Here is a 26,945-nt window from a genome sequence, read left to right on the forward strand (position 1 = left end):
AATGAAGATCTCGAAAAACAAAAAAGGAAGCGATTGGCTTCCTTTTAGGCTTAATGGATGTTTCTAACGAGATTGTTTTCGTACAGGTGGTCTACTCTGCACCGCACGAGCTTTACCTTCGGGATGACTCGCTAATGGCGGAATCGCCTCTTTACCTTGCAGCTTTTTCTGCAAAGACATCATCAGCTCAGCTTCAGCTTTCGGCAATTCGCACTCTTCGATCAGTTCGTCGAGATCTGCGCCGAGTTTGACCATTTTGCTCGCCCGACTGTACAGACGTGCGTCTGTATCAGCGTTTTCCAGCTCTTTCAATCTATCGTTTAGGTGCTTGATAATGTCTTGCTGATCGTTGACTGTTTTTCCAAGGCCAACAACAACTGAGCGAACTTCTAGCAATTGTTTGCTTACTTTCTGCTGTTCTTTATCAGCATTTCGAAGTTGCTGCCTGAAATAATCCCCCTGACGAATCAAGGCTCGGCGTAGGCTAACCCACACCAAACCAATCAGTATGATTATCAGTACAGCACCACCCGCTAAAAACGGAGATGCATAAGACATCAACTCATTCATTATAGATGAGCCATTTCATCCCATTCTTCGTCTGAAAGCAGTTTATTTAGGTCAACCAAGATCAGAAGTTTACCGTCACGGTTGCTTACGCCTTGGATGAACTTAGAGCTTTCATCTGTACCAACACTTGGAGTGGTATCAATTTCAGAAGAACGTAGGTACACAACCTCAGCAACGCTATCCACTAGGATACCAATTACTTGACGCTCAGATTCGATCACTATGATACGAGTATTATCACTGGTTTCACCAGGCATCAAACCAAAGCGAGAACGAGTGTCGATAACCGTTACTACGTTACCACGTAAGTTTATGATACCTAGAACATAGTCCGGCGCACCCGGTACAGGGGCGATTTCAGTGTAACGAAGTACCTCACGCACTTGCATTACGTTGATACCATAGGTTTCTTCTTCTAGTTGGAACGTCACCCACTGAAGTACTTCATCCTTCGAGTGTTCTTTTCTAACTTCGACTTCGTTAGCTTGAGACATACCTTTTCCTCTCTAAGTCGTTACCGACAAAAATATTATTTTATCCAGAGCTATTTATCTAATGCTTTTACATCAAGCCCTGCATTAAGCATAGCTATCAATGCTTCAACATGGATCAAAGCACACATTTTTTCTTTAACCATACCAGCAAGCCACGGACGTTTACCGACCTGCTCTCGCCAGCGAATTTTTTCACTGCTTAGCGTTTCTGTCCCCAACAGTTGAGAACACGCCAGACCCCACATGCTCTCACCCAACATAACGATATATTGGTACGCTTCTTTGTAGCTGTCATCACGTAGCTTTTCCGCCATGACCCACTTTGCCGTATCAACAACATCAAGTTGAGAATCGCGGTTGGTTTGTAAACCTAAGTACCAAGCGGGGCGACCGATCAGATGATTAAGCTCAGCCTTACGATGGATACCACCCAGTTCATCTAACGGAACCGCAAATGTCACACCATTTACATCAAAGTATAGAACCTGAAAGTTCTGCTCACGGATTGGAGTTTCCCAATGGCCGATATCCGCAGAACCTGATTGAGTTTGTAGTTCAACAGCGACCTGCTCTTCAACCACAATTTCAGGTTCAATGTCTGCAATTTCGCTTTCTGTTACTTCGACCTCAGGTGTTTCAACTTTAGCTTCAAGTTCAACTTCTGTGATGTCGGTTGCTACATCCCACTCTTGAATCTCTTCAACAATAGGTTCTTGAATATCCGGCTCTTGTACAACAGGCTGTGTCGCAACCTGAATATCGAGCGTGTTCTGCTCCATCACCTGTTCAAGTTCGAGTTCAGCCACTGGATTACTTGCTTCCATCTGGCTTAACAGACGCTGGACATCTTCCAGATTCGGCATCTCTAGTTCTTGTAAACCATCCAGAGAATCATCCAAATAACTTTTTTCTGGGACAGATTGAACCATAGGAGCCAGTTCGGGCTCCTTTTCAACAGGCTGCTCTTCTATCAACTCTTCTTCTAGAAGAGCCGTAAAATAATCATCTAATGCTTGTTCACTTGATAGTGAATGGCTACTGCTCATTAATAGCAAGCCTCTCCAAATACAATAGCAACTGTTTATAAGCAAATACGCCGCGACTACCGTCGGCGAAATGGGATGCAGGTAAGCGCTTCAAACTCGCATCTCTAAATTTTGTATCAATAGGTACTGCTGAAGACCACACCTGATCTGGGTAGTCTTTCTTAAGCTGGGTCAAGGTTTGCAAAGAAGCACGAGTGCGCTTGTCGTACATGGTTGGTACGATCGTCACTTTGAACTCGCGGCTACGTGACTTCTGCATAATTGCCAGAGTACGAACCATGCGCTCTAGCCCTTTCATTGCCAAAAATTCAGTTTGTACTGGAATAAGAATTCGATCACTTGCTGCCAATGCATTGACCATCATCACGCCCAAAATTGGCGGACAGTCAATCAGCACATAATCGTAACGTTGACGCAAAGCCATTAAGGCGCGCTTAAGGATTAACCCCATTCCGCTGCGGTTACCCATTACACGGTCTAAAGTCGCCAGAGACATATGTGCAGGAATAAGGTCGATACCTTCAACGTCTGTTTTCAATATCAGAGGTTTAACGCTTTGTTCGTTATACTCTTTTAATTGAAACAGATCGAACAAGCTGGTTGGAACGCTATCTGAATCGTAACCCAGATAAGTCGTTAACGATGCGTGTGGGTCAGTATCCACCAGCAAGACGCGTTTTCCTTGTTTACTTAACAAACCGGCTAACGTAATCGTTGTTGTGGTTTTACCTACGCCACCTTTTTGGTTTGCAACGCTCCAAACAATCATTAAATATCCTTATGCAAGACCTACTTCAACCAGCATTCTTTCAGCAATGCGGTCTAGTGGCAGATCTTCAGATGAAATACCTGATTTCGCGACAGCTTGTGGCATACCATACACCACGCAACTTGCTTCATCTTGAGCCCAAATGGTTGAACCCGCAGATTTCAGCATTCGAGAACCTTCGCGTCCGTCAGCACCCATACCAGTCAGAATCATCGACAACACTTTGTCGTTGTAAACTTTTGCTGCTGAACCAAAAGTGACATCCACGCAAGGCTTATAGTTCATGCGTTCACCACCATCCAGTATACGGATTTTTGCAGCGCCCGGACGGCCTTCCAGCATCATTTGCTTACCACCAGGAGCCAGATACGCAACACCCGGACGTAATGGATCACCATCTTCAGCTTCCTTCACTTCAATTTTGCAAAGTGAATTCAAACGGCTAGCAAATGCTGCGGTAAACGTAGCAGGCATATGCTGAATCAGAACAATAGGATGAGGATAATTGGCTGGCAGTTTAGTCAGAATTTTTTGCAACGCAACGGGGCCGCCAGTAGAGGTTCCAATAGCGGTTAACTGATAGTTTTTACCAGAAGCTTTGAAACGAGCCATCGGAGACGAAGGTCTTGCCGCAGGAGCAGCCGACGCTGTCGTGTTCGCTTGTGCTCGCCCAAATGGGCTGGTTGTTGATGACGCTGAAGATGTTGCAGAGCGCGTTGTACCACCAATTGGTCGGCGCATGAAGCTCTTTTTGGCTGCAATTTGAATCACGCGCTGTTGTAGCAAACTTACCGCTTCATCACGATTTCGCGCAATATCTTCAAACTTCTTTGGTAAGAAATCTAAAGCACCTGCATCTAACGCATCTAATGTTGCTTTAGCGCCTTCTTGTGTTAACGAAGAAAACATCAAAATCGGTGTCGGATTTGATGCCATGATTTGACGGACGGCAGTAATACCGTCCATCACTGGCATCTCAATATCCATGGTAATCACATCTGGCTTTAGACGTTCGGCTTTTTCAACCGCTTCTTTACCGTTAGTTGCGACATCGATGACTTCAAGGCGTGGTTCAGCGTTTATGATCTCGCTTACTCTGCGTCGGAAAAAACTTGAGTCATCTACAACTAATACTTTAATCGCCATAGTTTTCCTTAAATTTATACTCTTACTTAAACTCGAGAAGCAGCTGCATAACGTTTAAGCAGATCTGGAACATCAAGAATCAAAGCAATGTGCCCGTCACTGGTAATTGTCGCGCCAGCCATACCCGGAGTACCTTGCAGTAGTTTATCCAGTGGTTTGATAACCACTTCTTCTTGACCAATTAAAGTATCAACAACGAAACCAACACGTTGACTACCTAGCTGAACAATAACCACGTGTCCATGACCCTGACGGGCTTGTACTTTACCCGCCTGAGGAGCTAACCAGTTTTGAAGGTAGAAAAGTGGAATAGACTTATCACGTACAATGATAGTTAACTGTCCATCAACAACGTTGGTTCTACCTAAATCTAAGTGGAAGATTTCGTTCACGCTTGCCAATGGCAATGCAAATGGATGGCCAGCAACACCAACCATAAGAGTTGGTAGGATTGCGAGTGTAAGCGGTACTTTAATCGTGATCTTAGTGCCTTTACCCAGTTCCGAATCGATATCGATTGAACCGTTTAGGGTATTAATAGCCGTTTTTACAACGTCCATCCCTACACCACGACCTGAAATATCAGAGATCTTTTCTTTACTAGAGAAGCCCGGCATGAAGATAAGGTTAAAACACTCTTTATCAGTCAGGCGAGAGGCTGCATCTTCATCCATCATTCCACGCTTAACCGCAATAGAACGTAGTTTATGAGGGTCCATACCGGCACCATCATCAACGATAGCCAATTCAATATGGTCGCCTTCTTGTGAAGCTGAAAGAATCACTTTACCCGTACGAGATTTACCAGTCTTCGCACGCTCATCCGGCATTTCAATACCGTGGTCAACCGAGTTACGAACCAAGTGAATCAATGGATCCGCTAGCGCTTCAACCAAGTTTTTGTCGAGGTCGGTCTCTTCACCACGCATTTCAAGCACAATGTCTTTATTTAAGCTACGCGCCAAATCTCGAACCACTCGAGGGAAACGGCCAAAAACTTTCTTGATCGGCTGCATGCGCGTTTTCATCACTGCGCCTTGCAAGTCAGCAGTAACAACATCAAGGTTTGCAACCGCTTTAGACATCTCTTCGTCGTTGCTATTTAAGCCAAGGCTTAATAGACGGTTACGTACCAACACTAACTCACCAACCATGTTCATAATGACATCTAGAGTTGAAGTATCTACACGTACCGTCGCTTCCGCTTGGTTCTGTGTTTTCTTAGCTGTGGCAACTTCTCGTTTTTCTTCAGGCTGTTTCACCGCAGGTACTGCTGGTTTTTCTGCCGCTGCCACTTTAGGCGCTACCGCTTTTGGAGCTGGAGCAGCAGCTTTTGCCGCTGCCGGTTGAGTATTCGCTGCGGCTGGGCGCGTTGCCATATCCAACTCTTCAATTGAAGGGCCCTTACCTGAACCGTGTAGTTCATCGAGAAGTTTTTCGAACTCCTCATCGGTCATTAAGTCGCCGTCAGCGCCTGTTGCGCTTGAAGCAGCTGATTGCGCGGGCTTACTTGGAGCAACAGGTTCAGCAGGCTTTTGTGGCACGCCGCTGGCAGTTGGACTCTTACCCTTGCCATGAAGTTCATCAAGTAACTTTTCGAACTCATCATCGGTGATATCACCGCTTAAGTCCGAGTTAGTCGCCGCGCTTGGCTGCACTGGGGCTGCTTCAGATTTAGCCGCAACGCCCGGGCTCTTGCCCTTGCCATGCAACTCATCCAATAGTTTTTCAAATTCGTCTTGAGTAATTTCGTCGATAGAATCAGCCGACAATTTGCTTTCTTCTGGCTGACTTTGAACCGGAGCTTCGATCACTGGTTCTTCAACAACAACGTCTTCAACAACAGGTTCTTCTGCTGCAGGAGCATCTTCAGATTCAGGCTTGCACAAGTTATGCAGCTCATCAAGAAGTGCGGGATCTGCAGGTGTCAACGGTTCACCATCCTGAACCGCACGGAACTGTTCATTCACTGTATCGAGTGAACGAAGCATTGTATCCATAAGGCTTGGGGTAACACTGCGTTGGCCATTACGTAAAATGTCGAACACGTTTTCCGCGCCGTGGCAGGTTTCAACCAGCTCTGTTAGAGACAAAAAGCCTGCACCACCTTTTACTGTGTGGAAGCCGCGGAAGATTGCGTTTAACAAATCTTTGTTCTCAGGGTCATTTTCTAACTCGACTAATTGCTCAGAAAGCAATTCGAGGATTTCACCTGCTTCAACCAAAAAGTCTTGAAGAATGTCTTCGTCTAAATCGTAGCTCATACGTTACCCCTAAAAACCAAGACTCGACAATAAATCGTCTACTTCGTCTTGAGATGCGACTGCATCTTCTCTCTCATGAGGATTTAAAATTGGTCCTTCAGCTTGAGTAGATGCTTTTTTCTCGCTAACTATTTGTTTCTGTTGTTCTGATTGTTCTTTACCAAACGCCGTCAAAATATCGACCAAACGTTGTTCTACTTCGTTAACCAAAGTAATCACACGGCGGATGATTTGACCGGTCAAATCTTGGAAGTCTTGCGCCATCAGTATTTCAGTAAGCTGACCACGCAACTCACTGCTGTCACCTTCAACTTGCGATAATAGGTCATCAACACGATGACATAATGCTTTGAATTCACTGAGTTCTATCTGACCACGCATAAGTTCGTTCCACTGAGGACGAACGAGCAGTAATGTTTCATGTAAACTGTCAGCAATAGGCATACAACGATCAACAGCATCCATGGTCTTGTTTGCCGCGACTTCCGTTTTTTCTATTACGTAAGTTAACCGAGTCCGTGCATCAGGAATTTCATCCTTAGCAATTTCTGTAATTCGATCATCAATTTGAAACTGCTTAAGTGAATCATGCAGATCTCGGGTCAGTTCCCCGATCTCTTTAAACATCGGGTTACGTTCAGATTCAAAGACTCGCTTTAGAAATAGATTCGCTTCGTCTTGCAATCCATTCTCTAGCAATTCAACGAGTTCTCTGGCTTGTTCTAATGAAATCATTCTGATATAGCCTTACACGCGTAATGAATAGAGCACCTTCGTCCTAGCAAAAGTGTTTATAGACGTTCGAATATTTTTTCTAATTTTTCTTTAAGGGTAGCGGCTGTAAACGGCTTCACAATATAACCATTAACGCCAGCTTGAGCGGCTTCGATAATCTGCTCACGTTTAGCTTCCGCTGTAATCATCAAAACAGGAAGATGCTTCAGTTGATCGTCTGAACGAATATGCTTCAACAGATCGATACCTTGCATACCAGGCATATTCCAGTCTGTGACTACAAAGTCAAACTCACCCTTCTTGAGCATTGGCAATGCCGTCAAACCATCGTCTGCTTCTTGTGTGTTATTGAAGCCCAAATCACGAAGTAGATTCTTTACAATACGGCGCATTGTTGAAAAGTCATCAACAATAAGGATCTTCATGTTTTTATTCAAAATTGCCTCCACTGAGTTCGAAATCAGTGATATTTAGTCATTTTGTGTCCAAGAACTTAACTTTGTTCTTAGACGTTGCATAGATTGGCTTAGTATTTGGCTTACACGGGACTCACTCACACCAATGACTTCACCAATTTCTTTCAAGTTTAACTCTTCATCATAATAGAGCGAAAGTACTAAGGCTTCACGCTCCGGAAGTGATTTTATTGACTCAACCAATGCTTTACGGAACGATTCATCAGCAACACCTTGGAATGGCGAGTTGTCCTCATCATCATCCAGTGGGGAAATAGCATCGTCCGAAACACCCAAGTCTTCAATACCGACAATTCGCGAGCAATTAATATCGCTTAATACCGTATGATACTGGTCAAGCGGCATATTTAAGTGCTTTGCGACTTCGGCATCGCTGGGATCTCGATTTAGTATTCCTTCTAATTCAGAGATCGCCTGGCTAATTTCTCGGTTATGTCTGTGAACCGAGCGCGGTACCCAGTCACCGCGTCGAATATCATCGAGCATAGCTCCACGAATTCGAATTCCTGCGTAGGTTTCAAAGCTAGCGCCTTTACTCCCGTCGTAATTCTTTTGAGCTTCAAGCAGACCAATCATCCCGGCTTGGATTAAGTCGTCAATCAAAACGTTGGGCGGTAGGCGTCCAATCAAGTGATGTGCAATACGCTTAACCAATACAGAATATTGCTCGATAAACAGCTGCTGGCTGTTCAAAGCTCCATATTGATTGTAGGTAAGCGCTTTATTCACCAAATGGTTCCTCTACTGTTTCTGATCGATTAAGTAGCCGCTCAACAAAAAATTCTAAATGACCACTTGGTGTTTTCGGTATTGGCCACGTGGTTGCTTTATTCGCCAATGAGCTAATCGCTAAAGATGCGGGTGAACGCGGAAAAGCATCAACCACGTTGCGCTGTCTTTTCACTGCCTGACGAACATTATCGTCCAGAGGAATACATGCTACGAGTTCAAGGCTGACATTCAAGAAGCGTTCTGTGACTAATGTCAATTTAGCAAATAATTCCCGACCTTCACGATAACTTCTCACCATGTTTGCAACAATCTTAAATCGTCGAACTTGATGTTCTCTGCTTAAAAGTTTGATCAACGCATATGCATCTGTGATTGAAGTCGGCTCATCACACACAACAACCACAACATCTTGTGCTGCACGAGCAAAGCTGACAACCATATCAGAAATACCGGCTGCTGTATCGACTAAAAGCACGTCCATCTCATCTTCCAGCGTACCAAACGCTCGAATTAAGCCTACATGTTGTGCATGTGACAGTTCTGTCATGGACTGCGTACCAGAAGTCGCCGGTATGATCTGAATTCCGTGCGGTCCTTCAGTTATAGCATCTTTTAGCTCACACTCGCCAGCTAGCACGTGTCCTAGGTTACGCTTTGGACGAATACCGAGCATAACATCGATATTGGCTAGGCCGAGGTCTGCATCCAGAACCATGACTTTTTTACCTTCGCGGGCCATACAAATAGCCATGCCTAAGGTTACGTTTGATTTGCCCACACCACCTTTACCACCTGTCACTGTAATGACTTTGGTTAGCGATGGCTGAGATAAGCGACGTAAGCCGCTTGCTTGGTCATATATCATTTTATTCGTCATATCTGTACGCCGCCTAGAATCTCTCTGAATCACTATTCCAATAGTGAGGTTCATTTTCTGTCGACTTCTCTAGTAATTCGTTTGCCTTTGCCACCATGTATTTAGGCTGAGCAAGCACAATGTCTTCAGGTACACGTTGTCCATTCGCGATGTAAGCGACAGGTAGTGAGTTTTGAACTACCACACTGACAAACTCACCTAAGCTCAAACATTCATCGAGCTTAGTCATGATGCAACCTGAAAGAGGAATTCTTCTAAAGTGTTCGATGGTTTCCTGCAGTACCTTTCTCTGCGCTGTTGCAGGCAGAACAAGGTAGCTGTGAATCACTTCCCCACTCTCTTGCATCAAGGTATCTAGCTGTTCGGATAAGCGAACATCACGTTGTCCCATACCAGCGGTATCGACCAAAACGAGTCGGCGATTTCTCAACTGATATATTACTTCGGCTAACTCTTTGGAATCTTTAGCGACTCTTACAGGACAACCCATAATTCTTCCGTAAATCGACAGCTGTTCATGTGCGCCGATTCGGTAGGTATCTGTCGTTACCAGTGCAACATTATCGGAGCCAAACTCCATTGCTGCACGAGCTGCAAGCTTAGCCACAGTGGTCGTTTTACCCACCCCGGTCGGACCTAAAAGCGCGACGACACCGCCACGTTTTAAGATGTCTTGCTTCACTACGGGTATTTGGTCTGACACTAAGCCCAACAAGGCTTTCCAAGCTTTTGGTGGAGGAGTATCTTCCGGAATATAGCAAGCTAATTGGTCAGCTAAATCAAGTGATACACCCATACGTTCAAGGCGTTTAATCAGCATTGCTCGAAGTGGTTCACGACGTTCAACTTCTTGCCACATTAGGCCGGATACTTGATGTTCTAAAAGACGACGGATTGAAGTCATCTCTTCACGCATATTTTCTAAATCTTGTGCAGAAACTTTTGCTTCTTCAGGATGATTGCGCTCAAAGCGAGATGGATCTAAACGCAGTTTACGCTGCTCGCGATTCGTCTCTTCGTCCTCAGCCCAACGACTTACTTTAGATTGCGGTGCACTTGATTGAGTTGGATGGCTGTTTTCTCTTTGACGCTGTAGTAAAGCAGAAAGAGAATCTTCATTCTCTGCACGGCGAGCGTCTTGTTCGGGCATCGCGCCATTACTGTACTGCTTGAGCATATTAGCGAAGCGTTGCGTCATTGAGCGACCTTCGGCTGCGCTCGCCTGTAAGCTGACGCGATCTTCTTCCAGCTCACGTCGAGCAGGCTGTCTGGTCAAAGATTGAGAAACCTGACTGTTGCTGAATCTTGGTTGGGAGCTGTAAGGTTGTTGAGTTCTCGGCTGTGATACAGCTGGAGACGCAGACGGCTCACCATCCACGGCCGCCACGATTTCGACACCACCAGCGACTTTTTTATTCGACATGATCACCGCGTCCACACCCAACTCTTCTTTGACTTGGAGTAGCGCAGTTTTCATATCTTTGGCAAAAAATCGTTTTATTTTCAAAGCTGATATCCGTCTTTAACGTGAGGCGAACTAATTATCTAACAACAGTTAATTACCTACCGCCTGCACAATTCGAATTTGTTTCTCATCAGGTATCTCTTGGTACGAAAGGACACGTAAGTTAGGAATAGTATTTTTCACAAACTTAGCCAGTGTCGAACGGAGAACACCTGAAGTGAGCAATACCGCTGGCTCACCTTTCAATTCTTGTTCTTGTGTTGCTTGGCTTAATGCCATTTGCAACCTTTCAGCAAGTCCAGGCTCAATACCCGCAGACTCACCACCTGAAGCTTGCATTGTTTGATGCAATATTTGTTCCAATTCAGGTATCAATGTAATTACAGGTAGTTCAGGCTCTATTCCATTGATTTCCTGAACGATTAGGCGTTTCAATGATATACGCACAGCCGCTGTGAGGATGTCAGGTTCTTGACTCTTGCTGGCATATTCTGAAAGTGTCTGAACTATCGTTCGAATGTCTCGAATAGGGATAGCTTCATTCAACAAGTTCTGTAGAACTTTCACCACCACACCCAAAGATAGCTGATCAGGCACAAATCCTTCCACCAGCTTCGGTGTCGAACGTCCAAGCATTTCCAGTAAGTTCTGAACTTCTTCGTGACCAAGTAGCTGGGAAGCGTTGTTAGTTAGCAATTGGCTTAAATGTGTCGCGAGCACGGTCGAGGAGTCTACAACGGTATATCCCAAAGCCTGAGCATGTTCACGTTGGTCTTCACGAATCCAAACAGCTTCAAGGCCGAACGCAGGGTCAAAGGTGCGTTCACCTTCAATCATTCCGTAGACTTGTCCCGGGTTGATAGCGAGTTCTTGATCGGGGCGAATTTCCGCTTCACCAGCAGCAACGCCCATTAAGGTAATACGGTAGCTGTTTGGTGTGAGCTCTAAGTTGTCACGGATATGTACGGCAGGAATAAGGAAACCAAAGTCTTGCGATAGCTTCTTACGTACTCCTTTCACACGTTCAAGCAGTTCTCCGCCTTGATCTCTGTCGACCAAAGGAATTAAACGGTAACCCACTTCTAAACCAATGATATCCACGGGTTGTACGTCGTCCCAAGAGAGTTCTTTCTGTGAAGGCGCATCACCATCCAATGTGGCAGGAAGCTTAGTTGTTTCTTCTTTTGCTGCTTTCTGTTTGCGTTGAATCCAATACGCACAACCACCCGCGATCGATGCAAGCAGTAGAAAAGCGAAATGCGGCATTCCCGGTACGATACCCATAACACCCAGTATCGCCGCGGTGATCATCAATGCTTTAGGGTTATCAAACAGCTGGAAGATTACCTGCTCACCCATATCTTCATCGGTATTTTGACGCGTTACCATGATCGCAGCGCCAATCGACAGTAATAGTGATGGGATCTGAGCCACCAAGCCATCACCGATGGTTAGCAGGGTATAGATCTCAATCGCTTCGCCAAAGCCCAAACCATATTGAGCCATACCGATAGATAAACCACCGATAATGTTAATAAACAGGATTAGAATACCAGCGATGGCATCCCCTTTTACGAACTTAGAAGCACCGTCCATCGAACCATAGAAGTCGGCTTCTTTGGTCACTTCAAAACGTCGAGTTCTTGCTTGTTCTTGGTCGATTAGACCCGCATTGAGGTCAGCATCGATCGCCATTTGCTTACCGGGTAAAGCATCCAAGGTAAAGCGAGCACTAACTTCAGAAATACGACCCGCACCTTTGGTGACAACCATAAAGTTGATGATCATCAGGATAAGGAACACCACTAGACCGACAGCATAGTTACCACCGATAACCACGCTACCAAAAGCTTCGATAACGTTACCTGCGGCGTTGCCTCCTTCATGACCTTTAAGCAAAACCACACGGGTTGAAGCAACGTTCAAGGCTAAGCGAAGCAAAGTTGCAATAAGTAGAACTGTCGGGAATGCAGCGAAATCCAGAGGTCTACGGGTATAAACCGTCACCAATAATACGACCATCGCCAGCGCTATATTGAAGGTAAAGAACAAGTCCAACAAAAAGGCTGGGATCGGTAAAACAACCATGCCAAGAGTCGCAAGCACCATAATAGGCGCGCCAATCGCTGGCATGCTGCGCTGTGGAATGGAAGGTAACTTATCCGCAAATGGCAGAGTAAACTTCATAGGCCTATAAACTATTCGTTAATACTAAAATTGAAGAATTCGGTTTGGAGTATTTAGTGTGCTGATTTCACAAAGCCAAGCTCGTAAAAAGCCTCTAAATGACAACATTTTAGCCGGAGGATGCAATTTTCAGTCCATGCTAATGCGCCAAATTAATGGCTGCTTGCTATTCATAGCTCATAGCGGTTTACTAAGAGAGAGCGATTGCAGATGACCAAAAACGTTTAGAGATAAAAAAGGCCGCCTTACGGCAGCCTCTTCATACTTGTTCGATTAGGGGTGGATATTCCACACCAACTCACCTTTGCGGGCGGCGACATCATATTCTATGCAAACCAGTCCAGACGTCGGGAACATAGGTGCAACCATCCCCGGAACAAACTCAGAAACCAGATACCCCACTAATGGCAAGTGTGACACCAGTAACACAGATTCCAGATGCTCTACTTCAATACAAGCAGCAACGAACTCAAATACATCTTCTGACTGACCATATGGCGTGATCTCTTCACACACTTCAACCATATCTGCCGAAAAGTGTTGCGATATCTCTTGCCAAGTTTGTTGAGCGCGCAAGTAAGGACTCACAAAAACTTTGTCTATATGGGTAATGTTCTTCTGAATCACGCCGGCTCTGGCTACAGCGACAGACTCATTCCGACCTCTATCCGTCAAGGCTCGCTCTGCATCACTGGCAGCATAATGCTGGGCTTCTCCGTGACGCATAATAAAAATTTTCATCTTTTTTACCTTAGGTTTAATGCAGTCTGTTGCTGCTTGGCGGCGATTATAATCGCCTTTCACCCTATTTCGCGACCACTTTTGCCGCAATTTGTGAGTCCTTTATATTACGCAACTCTCATGCCATCTATATCCGTTGAGTCTAGGCTCACTCACCGTATTTATCTCTTAATGAACCCAAATTAAGGTTAATTTCAAAACTATCAGTCTGTTAAAAACTCAGTGAAAAGACTAAAATGACAATGTGTTAATAAAAGTTCCAAGTTTATAAGCGCTCTCGTTTATAAATATCCAGCTCATAAAAACCCGATCTCGTATTTGCGGTAAGTAGTATCAGCGCCATACTTAAGATCCCGTGCTACTCCGGAGATTCTCTGTGCACATAAGTCCTAATGATTCAAACCGCTATCGACACTTCACTCTGCCAAACGCGCTGAGGGTGCTGTTGATCCAAGATGAAAGTGCGCAAAAATCTGCTGCTGCACTTGCGGTCAACGTAGGACATTTTGATGACCCTGTTGATCGCCAAGGTATGGCTCACTATCTAGAGCACATGTTGTTTTTGGGAACAAAGGCGTACCCGAAAGTTGGCGATTTTCAAAGTTTTATCAGCCAACACGGTGGCAGTAATAACGCTTGGACAGGAACAGAGCACACCTGTTATTTCTTCGACGTAACAACCAGCGCATTCGAAAAAGCGCTTGACCGATTTAGTCAATTTTTTGCCGCTCCTTTATTCAATGAAGAAGCGCTAGACAAAGAGCGCCACGCTGTCGATTCAGAGTACAAGTTAAAGCTCAATGACGACTCTCGCCGCTTATATCAGGTACAAAAAGAGACGGTTAACCCACTCCATCCGTTTGCAAAATTCTCCGTCGGCAATATCGAGACATTAGGTGACAGAGAAGGAAAATCCATCCGCGAAGAAATTATTGCGTTTCATGCCGAGCAGTATTCGTCTGACATCATGACGCTGACGCTTATGGGGCCACAAACTCTCGATGAGATGGAGCAATGGGTCAAAGAGAAATTTTCAACCATTGAAAACAAACACCGTCGCGGAAAATCAATCAGTGAACCGTTTGTCACACCAGAACAAACGGGCATTACTATTCGCGTTGAGCCGTTAAAAGAAATTCGTAAGTTGGTAATGAACTTCCCCATGCCTAACGTGGATGCTCATTATCCTTACAAACCTTTGTCCTACTTTGCACACTTAATCGGCTATGAAGGCGAAGGCAGCTTACTGTTAGCATTGAAAGACAAAGGCTGGATTACGTCACTTTCAGCGGGTGGCGGTGCCAGTGGCAGCAATTATCGCGAATTCTCTATCAGTTGCACTCTGACAGCAAAAGGCTTGAAAAATACAGACGAAATCATTCAGGCACTGTTTCAATATATCCGGATGATTGAAGAACAAGGCTTGGAGGAGTGGCGTTACCTTGAGAAACGCGCGGTATTGGAATCGGCTTTCCGCTTCCAAGAAACAAATCGTCCTATGGATATTGTCAGCCACTTAGTCGTCAATATGCAGCATTACGCCGCTGAAGATACCATTTATGGCGACTACCTGATGAGAGGTTACGATGAGGCGCTACTAAGAAGTTTTCTGCCTTATTTGTCGCCAGAAAACCTTCGAGTAACTGTCATTGCACAGGGGCAGCATTACGATAAAGAAGCCAACTGGTACTTTACGCCCTACTCTGTCGAGCCTTTTAGCGAGGAACAACAGAACATCTACCGTACGAATGACAAGACGTGGCCGTTGACTTTGCCGCCTCAAAACCCGTTTATCTGTTACGACCTTGACCCTAAGCCAGTTGTCGATGCACAGCCACAACCACAGATATTGCAAGACTTACCTGGCTTCCGTTTATGGCACATGCAAGATGCGGAATTTCGCGTACCAAAAGGCGTGATTTACATCGCCATCGACAGTCCGCACTCCGTCGCGAATGTGCAAAACATAGTGAAAACACGTCTTTGTGTTGAAATGTTTTTAGATTCTTTGGCGAAAGAGACCTACCAAGCAGAAATTGCCGGTATGGGTTACAACATGTATGCCCATCAAGGTGGTGTAACGCTATCCATCTCTGGTTTCAGTCAGAAGCAACCTCAGTTGATGGAAATGATTTTATCTAAATTCGCCGAGCGTAGTTTCAGCCCTAAACGCTTCGACACCATCAAACAACAAATGCTACGCAACTGGCGTAATGCGGCTCACGACAAACCCATTTCTCAGTTGTTTAGTAATATGACGGGGCTATTGCAGCCCAACAATCCGCCGTATCCAGCTTTGCTTGAAGCGCTAGAAACAATAGAGGTTGACGACCTTGCTGAGTTCGTCGATTTGATTCTTGCCAACTTGCATGTAGAGATGTTTGTTTATGGTGACTGGCAAACACAAGACGCGCACGATATGGCAGAAGTGCTCAAAGATGCATTAAGAGTACAAAACCAAACTTACGAAGAGTCTCTCCGCCCCCTTGTTATGTTGGGTAACAGCGGAACTTTCCAGCGTGAACTGAACTGTAACCAAGATGATTCAGCGGTTGTGGTTTACTATCAGTGTGAAGATACAGAACCACGCAGCATCGCGCTCTATTCGCTGGCGAATCACTTGATGTCAGCCACCTTCTTTCATGAAATTCGTACCAAACAGCAGTTGGGATACATGGTTGGGACGGGCAACATGCCAATGAACCGTCATCCGGGTCTGGTACTTTATGTTCAGTCACCGAATGCAGCGCCAAGCGATCTCATTTTTTCAATTGATGAGTTTCTGAATGCTTTTTATCTGGTTCTGCTTGAACTGAATGACTACGAATGGCATAGCAGTAAACGCGGCTTGTGGAATCAAATTGCTACGCCAGATCCAACACTCAGAACACGCGCACAACGCTTATGGGTCGCGATCGGCAATAAAGATTGGGACTTCAATCAACGGGATATCGTACTTGAAGAGCTCAAACACCTGAGCAAATCCGATATGATTCGTTTCGTGGTTAATACACTTAAACCAAGAACGGCCAACCGACTCATTATGCATACGCTTGGCAATGCTCATCAGGACTGTGAACCGCTTCATTTAGGACTGGAAATTGGATCAACGGAAGAATTCCAGCTCAGACCAAAAGCGTACGATATCGGCTAGATTCCAATGAAATAAGGAGTTGTGTAATACAACTCCTTACTTTGACTTAGTGTGATTTAGGGGCAGTTACTGTTCTGATTCAACAATATTTTTTAGCGAATGAGGGTGTAACTTAATACACACGCCCTGCCACTTGAAGGCCACTGTCGGATTATTCAATCGCTCACCTTCACCCTTGGGACTGGATAGCTTCACTTTGACACCTTTGTCTGCAAGTTTGCCCCAGTTCAACGCAAGATCAGGAAATACCTGTTTCAAATGCGCCAGATAGTCATCGGCTGTTTGCGCTTCTGATGGCACGACAAATTCCACATGTTCCCAACTTTGATCAGGGTAAATCTTACCTTCTGCGGGATAAGGCAGCTCTAAACACTCAATATGCCAACTTTTAATCACCAAAGGTTGGTTAAATGCGATAACAATAATTGGACGACCATTGATTTGGGTTTGAGAAATCACTTCCCCTTCTTGAGCCCAAGCTTGGTGCGCCAACTTTGCCAATTCCAACTCATTGATCCGCATAGCAATATGATCAAGTTGATAGGCAGATAAATCTATCTGCAATACAGTCGTTAGTTGCTGAATTTTTTCGATAAAATTTTCTAAGTTTTGTTTCATCTGATTAGGATGAATACCTGCATCTAGCAATGGCTGAAGCATTTTGCGCGTCCAAAATAATGATTTTTCACCGATACTATCAAAAGCACGCGGAAAAGTAGTAAATTTCGCAGTTTCTTCCCTATAAGCGCGCCAATAAAATTGTTATTATGTGCGCCAATTTATGAACTAGATCAAGATATGCATTCACTATTGTCTGGTGATTTACAACCGTGTAGTGATTTTTATGCATACGCAACCAATTCCCAGAATTGAAGGACACCCAAGTGAATATTCAAGCACTGATTAATGACAAAGTATCTCAGGCTCTTGAAGCCGCTGGCGCACCAGCAGGAAGCCCTGCTGCTGTTCGCCAATCTGCAAAAGCACAGTTTGGCGATTACCAAGCCAACGGCGTGATGGGCGTTGCTAAACAGTTAGGTACAAATCCGCGAGAATTCGCACAAAAAGTCTTGGATGTTCTCGATCTCGACGGTATCGCAAGCAAAACTGAAATTGCTGGACCGGGCTTTATCAATATCTTCCTAAGCGAAGAGTTCCTTGCTGCTCAAGCTGAAGCTTCGCTGGCTGACGAACGTCTAGGTGTGGCAGTTGAAGCACAGCAAACTATCGTTGCTGACTACTCAGCACCTAACGTTGCAAAAGAGATGCACGTAGGTCACCTACGTTCTACCATCATCGGCGATGCGGTTGTTCGTACACTTGAATTCTTGGGTCACAAAGTCATTCGCGCTAACCACATTGGTGACTGGGGTACTCAGTTCGGTATGCTAATCGCAAACCTTGAGCGTATCCAACAAGAGTCTGGTGAAGTATCTATGGAGCTTTCTGACCTAGAAGGCTTCTACCGTGAATCGAAAAAGCTATACGATGAAGATGAAGAGTTCGCAGCAAAAGCACGTGGCTACGTTGTAAAACTGCAAGGTGGCGACCAGTTCTGTCTAGACATGTGGAAGAAACTGGTTGACGTGACTATGGTTCAAAACCAGCGTAACTACGATCGCCTAAACGTATCACTTACTCGTGACGATGTGATGGGAGAAAGCATGTACAACGACATGCTTCCAGCTATCGTTGCAGATCTTAAAGAAAAAGGCTTGGCACAAGAAGATGACGGCGCACAAGTTGTATTCCTAGATGAATACAAAAACAAAGATGGTGAACCAATGGGCGTTATCATCCAAAAACGCGACGGTGGTTTCCTTTACACCACGACCGATATCGCGTGTGCGAAATACCGCTACGAAACACTAGGTGCTGACCGTGTGTTGTACTTCATCGACTCGCGTCAACATCAACATCTGATGCAAGCTTGGACAATTGTTCGCAAAGCCGGTTACATCCCTGACGAAGTGTCTTTAGAACACCACGCTTTCGGCATGATGCTGGGTAAAGATGGTCGCCCATTCAAGACTCGCGCAGGCGGTACTGTTCGTCTTGCTGATCTTCTAGATGAAGCAGAAGAGCGTGCAGCGGCTCTGATCGAATCTAAGAACCCTGAGCTATCAAGCGAAGAGAAAGCTGATATTGCAACTACTGTAGCAATGGCGGCCGTTAAGTATGCAGACCTGTCTAAACACCGTACAACTGACTATGTGTTTGACTGGGACAACATGCTAGCGTTTGAAGGTAATACTGCACCGTACATGCAATACGCATACACTCGCGTTGCTTCTATCTTTGCTAAAGCCGGTTTGTCGATGGATGAACTGAGCGGTGACATCAAAGTTACTGAAGAGAAAGAAAAAGCATTGATTGCGAAACTGCTTCAATTTGAAGAAGCAGTACAAGCAGTCGCTCGCGAAGGTCAACCACACATCATGTGTAGCTACCTGTTCGAACTTGCTGGTCAATTCTCTAGCTTCTACGAGGCATGCCCAATCCTAGTTGCTGAAGATGAGCAAGTAAAACAAAGCCGCTTGAAACTGGCTGCGTTAACTGCGAAGACCATCAAACAAGGTTTGTCATTGCTTGGTATTAATACGCTAGAACGCATGTAATACCACAGATAAATACAAGTAAACTGGAAAAAGGTTGGCGACATGCCAACCTTTTTTGTTTGCGTTCCCCTGAGTGCACTGGCGACTAATGCACCAAGACCGTTAAAATCTATTTGTTGCTGCTGATTCTCTGCGCAATCTTCTGTTCTTCTCATTGCTGGCATTGGTATAATCGAGGCAGTTTTTATCATGGATGTCCTATATGAGTTTTCATCTTCACCCACAACTTGCTAAAGATACCGATGTGATTGGCCATTTCCCGCTCTGTGTTGCTCTACTCCATAAAGACGACGCTGTGCCATGGGTTATCTTGGTACCTAAGAAAGCGAATTTAAAAGAGCTGCACCATTTACCAATGAACGAGCAGCAACAATTTCTCGTCGAATCTCAAGCGGTCAACCAAGCTTTGGAAGCGTTATTCCAACCAGCAAAGCTTAACCTTGGCGCTTTAGGTAACATGGTTCCTCAACTGCATATCCACCATATTGCGCGCTTCGAAGACGATATCGCTTGGCCTGGGCCAATCTGGGGAAATACCAAAGGTACGGTTCGTAGTGAGGAACTGCAGGAAGAAATGTTGGTGAAGCTACGCAGCTTGCTGTCGATGAGCAAAATTTTTGTCACTGCTTAAGATCGCTTTTGCCGACTAATTTGGATACTCAAAAAGAAAGCCGCTTAATGCGGCTTTTTCTTTATTTCAATGACATCTTATTTCAATGACATCATTTTCACTACATAGTGACCGTGACTGACAGGCTATCTTGCTTGTTGATGATATAACGTACTCGCGTTACATACTGAGCGGCGTTGGTATCAATCAGGCGAGAAATAACACCTTTCTTAATCCAAATGGCGAGCATGGCATCAACACCGTCTTCACTGACTGAAAATCGTTTCGCCAGTTCTTTACGTGTGATACTTCCCTGCTCTTCAATAGCTTGTTTCAGTTCGGTCAGAATCATGCTACTTGAACCTCAAGAACATGCTGTTTGCGCCCTACTTTCTTAAGCATTTGGAACACGGTGTAGTAGACAGCCACAATAGCCACTATCCAACTGGTACTTGAGAACGGATGATTCGTGAAGTTTACCGCTTGATAGAATATCGCCGAACAACCATACGCTAACCCCATTGTCCATGCGGCAATAAAGTAAGAATACTTTTTACCAAATTCACGAACGTATGCGCCCATAGCGGCAACACAAGGTGTGTAGAGCAAAATCATGATCAGGTAAGCAAACGCTGCACTGCCACTTTCGAAATGTGAGTTTAAGTTACCGAAAATTGAAGAATCCACTTCTTGCTCTTGTGCAACCGCTTCATTATCAGAAAGGTCACCGATCTCAATACCCAGTGGGTCAGAGAAACTCAATCCCATTAAGTTTTCAGGAATAGACATCACCGCTTCTTCTAAACTCGCCAATAAATCGAATTCGGTACCTTCTTCATCACTAACGGTGGTGTAAAGGTTATTCAACGTACCAACAACCGCTTCTTTGGCGAATATACCCGTAATGATACCAACAGTTGCTGGCCAGTTATCTTTGTTCACACCGATAGGTGCGAAAACCGGAGTCACAACCTGTGCAGCTTTGGATAACACTGAGGCTTCGCTGTCTTGGTTACCGAATGAACCATCGGTACCTACAGAGTTCAAAAAGCTTAAAATCGCCACCACCAGAACAATGGTCTTACCCGCACCCAGTACAAAACGGTTTAGTTTTTGCCACGTTTTAATCAATACATTTTGCAGTGTTGGAAGCTCATAATCTGGCATTTCCATCAATAAGCTATCACTTGAACCTGGATACAATGTTTTCTTGAGTACCCATCCAGTAAACACAGCTGCAACTATACCGAGTAGATAAAGCGAAAATACAATGTTTTGACCACTTTGTGGGAAGAATGCTGCAGCAAACAAAGCATATACAGGTAAGCGTGCCCCACATGACATAAACGGAGCCATCGAAGCCGCTAACTTACGTTCACGTTCTTGATCTAAAGTACGGGTTGCCATGATAGAAGGCACGTTACAACCGAAACCAAGCACCAAAGGAACGAATGCTTTGCCCGGAAGACCGATTTTTTGCATCACTTTATCTAGAACAAATGCTGCTCGTGACATATAGCCTGAGCTTTCCAGCACAGCTAAGAACAGATACAAACAGGCGATAACTGGAATAAAGGTCGCTACAGTTTGGATACCGCCTCCAATACCATCCACCAGCACAGTAACCAGCCAAACAGGCAGATGATCATCAAGCAGATAGTGGCCACCATCAACCAGTAATGCGCCAACACCAATATCAAAGAAGTCGATAAACGCACTACCAATGTTGATGGAGAACATAAACATCAGATACATCACGACGAAGAAGAAAGGTACACCAACCCATTTGTTTAAAATGATCTTATCGGCTTTCTCAGTAAAACTGTGGCTCAGCTTACCTTCGCTACAACGAATTTGTTTACACTGTTCATGAAGGAAAGTGTATTTGGTATCTGCCACATGTAAGTCGATATCCAGTCTGCATTCTTGCTGCTGTTTATAGACTTCTGCGCGGTCAACTTCAGGCAAGCCATTAATGACCATTAAATCATTCTCAAGAGCGCGAATGGCAAGAGCACGAGCTGACACATCTTGTTCTTTGAACAATGGTATTAAGTGCTGAATTGACGCTTCAAAGTTTTCGCCATAGTTCAGTTCAATATCTTTAAGAGCGATACCTTGGATAAGCTGCTTATGGAGTTTCTCTTTGAAACGACGAACTTGCTCTCTGTTGTTGGCTGAAAGGGTAAAGACAGGGCAACCCAACATTTGGGCAAGCAATTTGGTATCAATGCGTTGACGCTCACGCTTGAGTACATCCATCTTATTGAGGACAACAACCATCGGCCTACCAAGTTCACGCAACTGCAATGTCATATATAGACTGCGTTCTAAACTCGTCACATCCACAACGTTAATAATAAGATCCGCCGGATGAGTTAATACCGCTCTTGAAGCAATCGACTCGTCAATACTGTTGCTATCGTTACCACTGTCTAAAGCATAGATTCCCGGTAAGTCCGTCAGTCTGAACTCATCACTGGAATGGGAGTAACGACCCGTTTTTTTCTCAACGGTAACACCTGCCCAGTTCCCCACCTGCTGTTTTGCTCCGGTCAGGCCGTTAAACAATGTTGTTTTGCCGCTGTTCGGGTTACCAACTGTAAGCACTTGATATTGCATTATGCTTTCTCCACTTCAATAGACGACGCAATACTCTCTCGCATTGCCAACGATATGCCTCTTACTTCAACCTGTAGCGGATCACCCATAGGTGCTCTACGAATCAGCGTTACTTCAGTGTTTGGTAATAACCCCATCACCATAAGCTTTTTCCTAACCTCATTAGACAAACCGTTCATTGCTAGAACAGTGCCTCGGTCGCCATCATTTAAGTCAGATAGTTTCATAATGCATTTCGCCAATCGTAGTGTTAATGAGAAACATTTTTATTTGATATGTGGATAATACGCCCCTATAACCCAACAAATATTGCGTGAAATCAAACATTGCTAAAATGGCAACTCATGCTTAATGACTTCTTCATCTCGTCAAAAACGTTAATTTCAAAAGCTACTTTTAAATATTAAAACGTGCTGATTTTTCTTCCTTCTCAATGAAAAACAAAATAAACCAATTAATAACAATAACTTAAAATCAATAAATTTTGTTGTCGTTTTTCTTATAGAAAATTGTCGTTAATTTTATAAGGGTATAAGTACGGTTTGATTATAGTCACTCCCGTCTTCACACATTCTCGAAGACATTTATTCCAGAAGTGATGCTATGTCACTCCGGCAGCAAGCGAAGGTGTCTTTGGCACCCGTGGTATAGTCCCCCGGCTATACCACGGTTTTTTTTATCTGCAGATCCTCAATCCAGTCCCAACACGTCTTTTTGTCCAAAACCACTTATAAGCAAAACAAATACCCCCAGATCAAATCTACTTCGACTGGAAATAGCGTTGATTGCAAATACGGCTCTCAGCTTTATTGTCTCAAGTTCGGTTCAATTCTCTTGGATCTCTTTTGAGAAGCTTATCTTGGACGCAAAAAGTTACGTCCAAGATAATCCTTAAACTTGGGTTAGAAAATGAAGGTATTACAAAGGAAGAAGAAAGATGAACACCTTTAATCTTGGTGTTCATCAATAAACTGAGTTGGTGACAAACCGAAATGATGTTTAAAACGCTGACTGAAATAAGAGGGGTCATTGAAGCCACACTCATACGCTGCCTGAGATACCTTCTCTCCACTTAGCAAGCGTTGACAAGCTTTCTCCAATCGCACTTCGTTGAGATATTCTTTAAATGTTTTACCCGTAGCTGTTTTAAATCGTCTTTGGAAACTTCGTTCAGACATAAATAATACTTTCACTACATTAGCAGTGCTAAATTCCGCATCAGAAAAATTATCGACAACAAGCTGTTCAACCTTACTAAGCCATAAACACTCAGTATCATCTAGGATATTGTCACCTGAACACTTTGAGTATGAATCCAAGTCTGTTTCCAGTTGTTCAATATCTGCCGCTGGCCAAGATAGCTGCACAACGTTCTGTTCTTTAGACACATAGACATTCATTTCACCGCCCGATTGTTCAACAAGATCGCTTAACTGATTGAGAGCAAAACCCGACGTGGTTGTCATGGTCTGTTCGACATTTTTAGCGCTTCCACCTTGGTCACTCATGGTTACCAAAACATGCCCATTCACTTCATAGCAGCGAACAACGAGCGATTGATTCTTGAATAAACGTTTCATTGCCTCTGCAAATAAAGCATTAAAAATCACATCCAGATTGAACTGCTGTAATTTTACGTAACTTCTTCTACTTTGAATTTCCGTGTCCAGAATCATTCCAGCAATAGAAAATTCATCACTCCAGCTGCTCACTACCGATTCCAGAACCAGAGAGAGGTTATGCGTTAATGTCGTCGACTCATTATCGGAACGCACGTTTTTAACCTGTTCCAACTCGATTCTGGCTTCTTCCACCAGAGTTTCTAGTTCTTCCTGATTCGCTTCACGAGCTCCGAGTTTTAGCTTTTCTAATCTTGGCTCTATAGCCAATAAAATGTTTTCCAACAGTGCGTGGCGAACCTGAATCTGCTTGCGAAGTTGCAAGTTATTGCTGAGTACGATTTTACTTTGGTGCCTAAGCTGACTGGTTTTCAAATCCACTTGCTCTTTGAGCAATCGGTTTGCTTTCATCATCATGCGTGAGCGCCACCAAACAACGAATATCAACAAAGAAATGAGGCTCAGTACATAAACGATGAAAGCCGTCATAGAGAGATACCATGGCTCTATAACGTGAAACGATAAATAGCTTTCTAATTTGTTACGTTGCTCTGTTGTAGAGCTTCGTAAATGGAGTTGATAATGGCCCGGCCGTAAATAATCAAGAGTGAGTTGGGACCCATCAATAGGTAACCACGGACTGCTTTCCGTTAACTTATACTCAAGACTCAAGTTCACTGTTTGGGGTAAAGCGCCAAAAGTGAGGCTTAATGATCGGCCATAATCCACACTAATCTCCGAGGGACTTCCTACCGACAACAGCTTATCGTCAACCTTGATTTGACTAATAATGACCGGAGAATGAGGCAGACTTGAGACGGACAATTCTTCAGCCGAAACTTTCACCATACCTAGTGCAGACCCAATAACTAACTGTGGGTAAACCGAACTATTGCTCGAAGTACAAACACTAGGAAGAAACTCATTGTTGATTAACCCGTAAGGTTCTCCAAAATGTTTTTTTACTGCGCCTTGATGGCTATAAAGGGTTAACCCTCTAGAAGAGGATAGCCATATTCCTTGGGACGTTTCCATCAAACATTTAGGGCTAATGCTGTCTTCAGCCAAAATAATAGAGAACAATTTACCATTATCACTTTGCTGTTTGTACACGCCATAATCACTCGCATACCAGACATTTCCGTCTCGATCTTCAATCACTGAATGGTTTTGACCATACTCGCTGCTCGCACTATCGAAAGTGATTCTCTGATCTCTGATGGAATAGGTGCCGTGCTCAGTACCAATAAGGATGCCATTGTGCCGTGTCGCTTTTAACTGCGTGATAGTGGCAGGAAGATAAGCATCCACTAACCAATCGTCGCCATATTCCACGAACACTTTGGTGACTGTGTTGTAAGACCACAGTTTATTACCAGACACACCCCATAATTCTTCATGGCTATCCACTTCAATTCGATCCACTTTGGAATGGGTTAGCAAAAGTGGAAGCGAGGTTTTCACTACTTTTGAATGCACGACATCGAATTTGACTAAACCATCATCGGTGGCTAGCCATAGAACGTTCCCCATTAAGACAGAATCATTGACTTGCCCTTCATAAAGCAGCTCTCGTCGTGGTGATTGATTAAAATTAATGCGAGCTACACCCGTTGACATCGAGAGCAAAAACTCGTCGCTGCCTTGCAGATAAGCGATGTTTTTAATATCGGCGTTCAAGCCGCTTTTCGTCAGTTTCTTGGACAAAACACGATTAAATTTCTGACCAAACATTGAGTAGTAAAACACACCTTTCTCAGAGGCAATCCATATCCCCCCTTGTGCGTCGTTCACTAGAGAAAAAATTTTATGCCCTTTAAGCGAGTAAGCACTGTGTACGTTACTCTTTAGCTTTGTCGTACTCTGATTCAACAATGAGTGGACGAACAAACCGTTCTCTGTGCCAATCCAATATTCATTTTCTGTTTCAGCAATAGAGAGTACGTGCGATTTAGCTATTTTTTGAGGATCTTTAGATTTGTTTTTCAAATCAACCAGCAGTACACCATCCAATGTTCCAACAAGCATCTCTCTGCGCTTTTCGGAGAAGAATAAAGTTTCAACGTAGTCATCGCCCGAACGAGGTACATGAATAAAACTGTGATTTTCTGATAGGAAAACACCGGAGTTTGTTGCTAGCACCCACTTTGAAATGCCGAATGTCGCATCATTAACCACAACCCTTTTTGACTTATCAAAGTGAGTCAGTGTTTTTAGAGTGTAAGACTCGAGTAAAAGCGATTGCGTATTGTAAGTGTAGAAATAGTCTTTGCTTACCATCCAAATAGACTTTCCAGAGACACCTATCTTATCAATGACCGTTCCTGCAGGAAGGTCAACGACACGGGTTCGTACATCATTGGTCGATATTTTGTTCAGACTGCCATCTATCACAGTCCAGAAAGCATTGTTCAAGTAAACAAGTTGCTGGTAATCATTGGACAGAATGGAACCTTGCCTCGGCAAAATAGCTTGCCCGTCAAAAAAACGTATTTTGCCATGGACATCGTGCAGCCAAATACCCCCCGCATCACCAACGAATAAGCTTTTGGCCGCGTAGACTTTGCCCTGTGTTTGAGTTGGCAGAGGATAAAACACAGAGGGAGACTTTTCGATGGCGTTTGCTGAAAACACACCAAAGTAAAAGACAGCAAAGACAAGACACAGGATGCGATACAAAATAAGCCCTTTCTACGACCAAGAGGTTTGCGAATGTTAATTCGCGACAAAAAAGAACTCGCATTGTATAGAAAAACAGCGATAGTTGAAGGGGGAAATGAGATAAAATTTGCTTTCTCAGCGTGTATCACAAATGAAAGA

20 protein-coding genes and 1 pseudogene are annotated in these 26,945 nt (G+C 44.2%); 3 read left to right on the forward strand and 18 right to left on the reverse strand.

The window, feature by feature from the left end; all coding sequences use genetic code 11:
* Positions 1–63: 63 nt before the first annotated feature.
* From P4S58_RS10210 to sixA, 13 genes and pseudogenes are all read right to left on the reverse strand, one after another.
* Positions 64–570 carry a DUF2802 domain-containing protein gene (locus P4S58_RS10210; protein WP_102952745.1) on the reverse strand — a complete coding sequence of 169 codons (507 nt, stop codon included), beginning with the start codon at positions 568–570 and terminating at the stop codon, positions 64–66.
* Entirely contained in the window at positions 570–1,064 is a 495-nt protein-coding gene (locus tag P4S58_RS10215) for a chemotaxis protein CheW (protein WP_042483825.1), read from the reverse strand. Before P4S58_RS10215 ends, P4S58_RS10210 begins: the two co-directional genes overlap by 1 nt.
* Positions 1,065–1,114: 50 nt before the next feature.
* A complete protein-coding gene (locus P4S58_RS10220) occupies positions 1,115–2,110 on the reverse strand; it encodes a chemotaxis protein CheW (protein ID WP_042483829.1) in 996 nt (331 codons plus the stop codon).
* Positions 2,100–2,879, reverse strand: a complete 780-nt coding sequence (locus P4S58_RS10225) for a ParA family protein (protein WP_042483832.1) — start codon at positions 2,877–2,879, stop codon at positions 2,100–2,102. Before P4S58_RS10225 ends, P4S58_RS10220 begins: the two co-directional genes overlap by 11 nt.
* A 9-nt stretch (positions 2,880–2,888) precedes the next feature.
* Positions 2,889–4,025, reverse strand: a complete 1,137-nt coding sequence (locus tag P4S58_RS10230; RefSeq protein ID WP_042483834.1) for a protein-glutamate methylesterase/protein-glutamine glutaminase — start codon at positions 4,023–4,025, stop codon at positions 2,889–2,891.
* A gap of 26 nt (positions 4,026–4,051) precedes the next feature.
* Positions 4,052–6,289, reverse strand: coding sequence for a chemotaxis protein CheA (locus P4S58_RS10235; RefSeq protein WP_337163883.1), 2,238 nt, complete (start codon positions 6,287–6,289; stop codon positions 4,052–4,054).
* A 9-nt stretch (positions 6,290–6,298) separates the two neighbouring features.
* A complete protein-coding gene (locus P4S58_RS10240; protein WP_042483840.1) occupies positions 6,299–7,024 on the reverse strand; it encodes a protein phosphatase CheZ in 726 nt (241 codons plus the stop codon).
* Positions 7,025–7,080: 56 nt separating this feature from the next.
* Positions 7,081–7,449: a chemotaxis response regulator CheY gene (cheY, locus tag P4S58_RS10245; RefSeq protein WP_042483844.1), complete on the reverse strand. Its 369-nt coding sequence runs from the start codon at positions 7,447–7,449 to the stop codon at positions 7,081–7,083.
* Between the two features lie 45 nt (positions 7,450–7,494).
* Complete coding sequence (locus tag P4S58_RS10250; RefSeq protein ID WP_042483847.1) at positions 7,495–8,229, reverse strand: RNA polymerase sigma factor FliA; 735 nt, start codon at positions 8,227–8,229, stop codon at positions 7,495–7,497.
* Positions 8,222–9,109: a MinD/ParA family protein gene (locus tag P4S58_RS10255; RefSeq protein WP_042483851.1), complete on the reverse strand. Its 888-nt coding sequence runs from the start codon at positions 9,107–9,109 to the stop codon at positions 8,222–8,224. Before P4S58_RS10255 ends, P4S58_RS10250 begins: the two co-directional genes overlap by 8 nt.
* A gap of 13 nt (positions 9,110–9,122) precedes the next feature.
* Positions 9,123–10,394: pseudogene (flhF, locus tag P4S58_RS10260) on the reverse strand (flagellar biosynthesis protein FlhF); the annotation flags it as partial.
* A gap of 270 nt (positions 10,395–10,664) precedes the next feature.
* Positions 10,665–12,761 (reverse strand): flagellar biosynthesis protein FlhA, encoded by a 2,097-nt coding sequence (gene flhA / locus P4S58_RS10265; protein WP_337163886.1) that lies wholly within the window; start codon positions 12,759–12,761, stop codon positions 10,665–10,667.
* Positions 12,762–13,034: 273 nt separating this feature from the next.
* Complete coding sequence (gene sixA, locus P4S58_RS10270; protein ID WP_337163888.1) at positions 13,035–13,502, reverse strand: phosphohistidine phosphatase SixA; 468 nt, start codon at positions 13,500–13,502, stop codon at positions 13,035–13,037.
* Positions 13,503–13,878: 376 nt separating this feature from the next.
* On the opposite strand from sixA, the gene P4S58_RS10275 reads away from it, so the two are divergent.
* Positions 13,879–16,656, forward strand: a complete 2,778-nt coding sequence (locus P4S58_RS10275) for an insulinase family protein (protein ID WP_337163890.1) — start codon at positions 13,879–13,881, stop codon at positions 16,654–16,656.
* A gap of 66 nt (positions 16,657–16,722) precedes the next feature.
* Here P4S58_RS10275 and P4S58_RS10280 read toward each other — a convergent pair whose 3' ends face one another.
* Positions 16,723–17,316: a VOC family protein gene (locus tag P4S58_RS10280; RefSeq protein WP_337163891.1), complete on the reverse strand. Its 594-nt coding sequence runs from the start codon at positions 17,314–17,316 to the stop codon at positions 16,723–16,725.
* Positions 17,317–17,540: 224 nt separating this feature from the next.
* Here P4S58_RS10280 and argS point away from each other — a divergent pair, with 224 nt between their 5' ends.
* Together argS and P4S58_RS10290 are read left to right on the forward strand one after the other, a co-directional pair.
* Positions 17,541–19,274: an arginine--tRNA ligase gene (argS, locus tag P4S58_RS10285; protein WP_337163893.1), complete on the forward strand. Its 1,734-nt coding sequence runs from the start codon at positions 17,541–17,543 to the stop codon at positions 19,272–19,274.
* A 202-nt stretch (positions 19,275–19,476) separates the two neighbouring features.
* Positions 19,477–19,905 (forward strand): HIT domain-containing protein, encoded by a 429-nt coding sequence (locus P4S58_RS10290; RefSeq protein ID WP_102966677.1) that lies wholly within the window; start codon positions 19,477–19,479, stop codon positions 19,903–19,905.
* Positions 19,906–20,005: 100 nt separating this feature from the next.
* Here the strand turns inward: P4S58_RS10290 and P4S58_RS10295 are convergent, their stop codons facing one another.
* The 4 genes from P4S58_RS10295 to P4S58_RS10310 form a co-directional block, all read right to left on the reverse strand.
* Positions 20,006–20,236 (reverse strand): FeoC-like transcriptional regulator, encoded by a 231-nt coding sequence (locus P4S58_RS10295; protein ID WP_102952739.1) that lies wholly within the window; start codon positions 20,234–20,236, stop codon positions 20,006–20,008.
* Complete coding sequence (gene feoB, locus P4S58_RS10300) at positions 20,233–22,506, reverse strand: Fe(2+) transporter permease subunit FeoB (RefSeq protein WP_337163896.1); 2,274 nt, start codon at positions 22,504–22,506, stop codon at positions 20,233–20,235. The genes P4S58_RS10295 and feoB overlap by 4 nt, the downstream gene beginning before the upstream one ends.
* Complete coding sequence (locus P4S58_RS10305; protein WP_042483883.1) at positions 22,506–22,733, reverse strand: FeoA family protein; 228 nt, start codon at positions 22,731–22,733, stop codon at positions 22,506–22,508. Before P4S58_RS10305 ends, feoB begins: the two co-directional genes overlap by 1 nt.
* Before the next feature lie 720 nt (positions 22,734–23,453).
* On the reverse strand, positions 23,454–26,804 hold the full coding sequence (locus tag P4S58_RS10310; RefSeq protein ID WP_337163898.1) for a helix-turn-helix domain-containing protein: 3,351 nt from the start codon (positions 26,802–26,804) through the stop codon (positions 23,454–23,456).
* Positions 26,805–26,945: the final 141 nt, after the last annotated feature.

This window comes from Vibrio sp. Hal054 (assembly GCF_037162405.1).
Classification (GTDB): Bacteria; Pseudomonadota; Gammaproteobacteria; order Enterobacterales; family Vibrionaceae; genus Vibrio; species Vibrio diazotrophicus.

Coding starts and splice junctions, on each gene's coding strand:
- P4S58_RS10290 (WP_102966677.1), top strand. CDS start 19,477: ATGAGTTTTCATCTTCACCCACAACTTGCTAAAGATACCGATGTGATT.
- feoB (WP_337163896.1), bottom strand. CDS start 22,506: ATGCAATATCAAGTGCTTACAGTTGGTAACCCGAACAGCGGCAAAACA.
- P4S58_RS10235 (WP_337163883.1), bottom strand. CDS start 6,289: ATGAGCTACGATTTAGACGAAGACATTCTTCAAGACTTTTTGGTTGAA.
- P4S58_RS10225 (WP_042483832.1), bottom strand. CDS start 2,879: ATGATTGTTTGGAGCGTTGCAAACCAAAAAGGTGGCGTAGGTAAAACC.
- sixA (WP_337163888.1), bottom strand. CDS start 13,502: ATGAAAATTTTTATTATGCGTCACGGAGAAGCCCAGCATTATGCTGCC.
- P4S58_RS10230 (WP_042483834.1), bottom strand. CDS start 4,025: ATGGCGATTAAAGTATTAGTTGTAGATGACTCAAGTTTTTTCCGACGC.
- P4S58_RS10215 (WP_042483825.1), bottom strand. CDS start 1,064: ATGTCTCAAGCTAACGAAGTCGAAGTTAGAAAAGAACACTCGAAGGAT.
- P4S58_RS10305 (WP_042483883.1), bottom strand. CDS start 22,733: ATGAAACTATCTGACTTAAATGATGGCGACCGAGGCACTGTTCTAGCA.
- P4S58_RS10210 (WP_102952745.1), bottom strand. CDS start 570: ATGAATGAGTTGATGTCTTATGCATCTCCGTTTTTAGCGGGTGGTGCT.
- P4S58_RS10255 (WP_042483851.1), bottom strand. CDS start 9,109: ATGACGAATAAAATGATATATGACCAAGCAAGCGGCTTACGTCGCTTA.
- P4S58_RS10240 (WP_042483840.1), bottom strand. CDS start 7,024: ATGATTTCATTAGAACAAGCCAGAGAACTCGTTGAATTGCTAGAGAAT.
- P4S58_RS10220 (WP_042483829.1), bottom strand. CDS start 2,110: ATGAGCAGTAGCCATTCACTATCAAGTGAACAAGCATTAGATGATTAT.
- P4S58_RS10280 (WP_337163891.1), bottom strand. CDS start 17,316: ATGCTTCAGCCATTGCTAGATGCAGGTATTCATCCTAATCAGATGAAA.
- flhA (WP_337163886.1), bottom strand. CDS start 12,761: ATGAAGTTTACTCTGCCATTTGCGGATAAGTTACCTTCCATTCCACAG.
- cheY (WP_042483844.1), bottom strand. CDS start 7,449: ATGAAGATCCTTATTGTTGATGACTTTTCAACAATGCGCCGTATTGTA.
- P4S58_RS10295 (WP_102952739.1), bottom strand. CDS start 20,236: ATGATTCTGACCGAACTGAAACAAGCTATTGAAGAGCAGGGAAGTATC.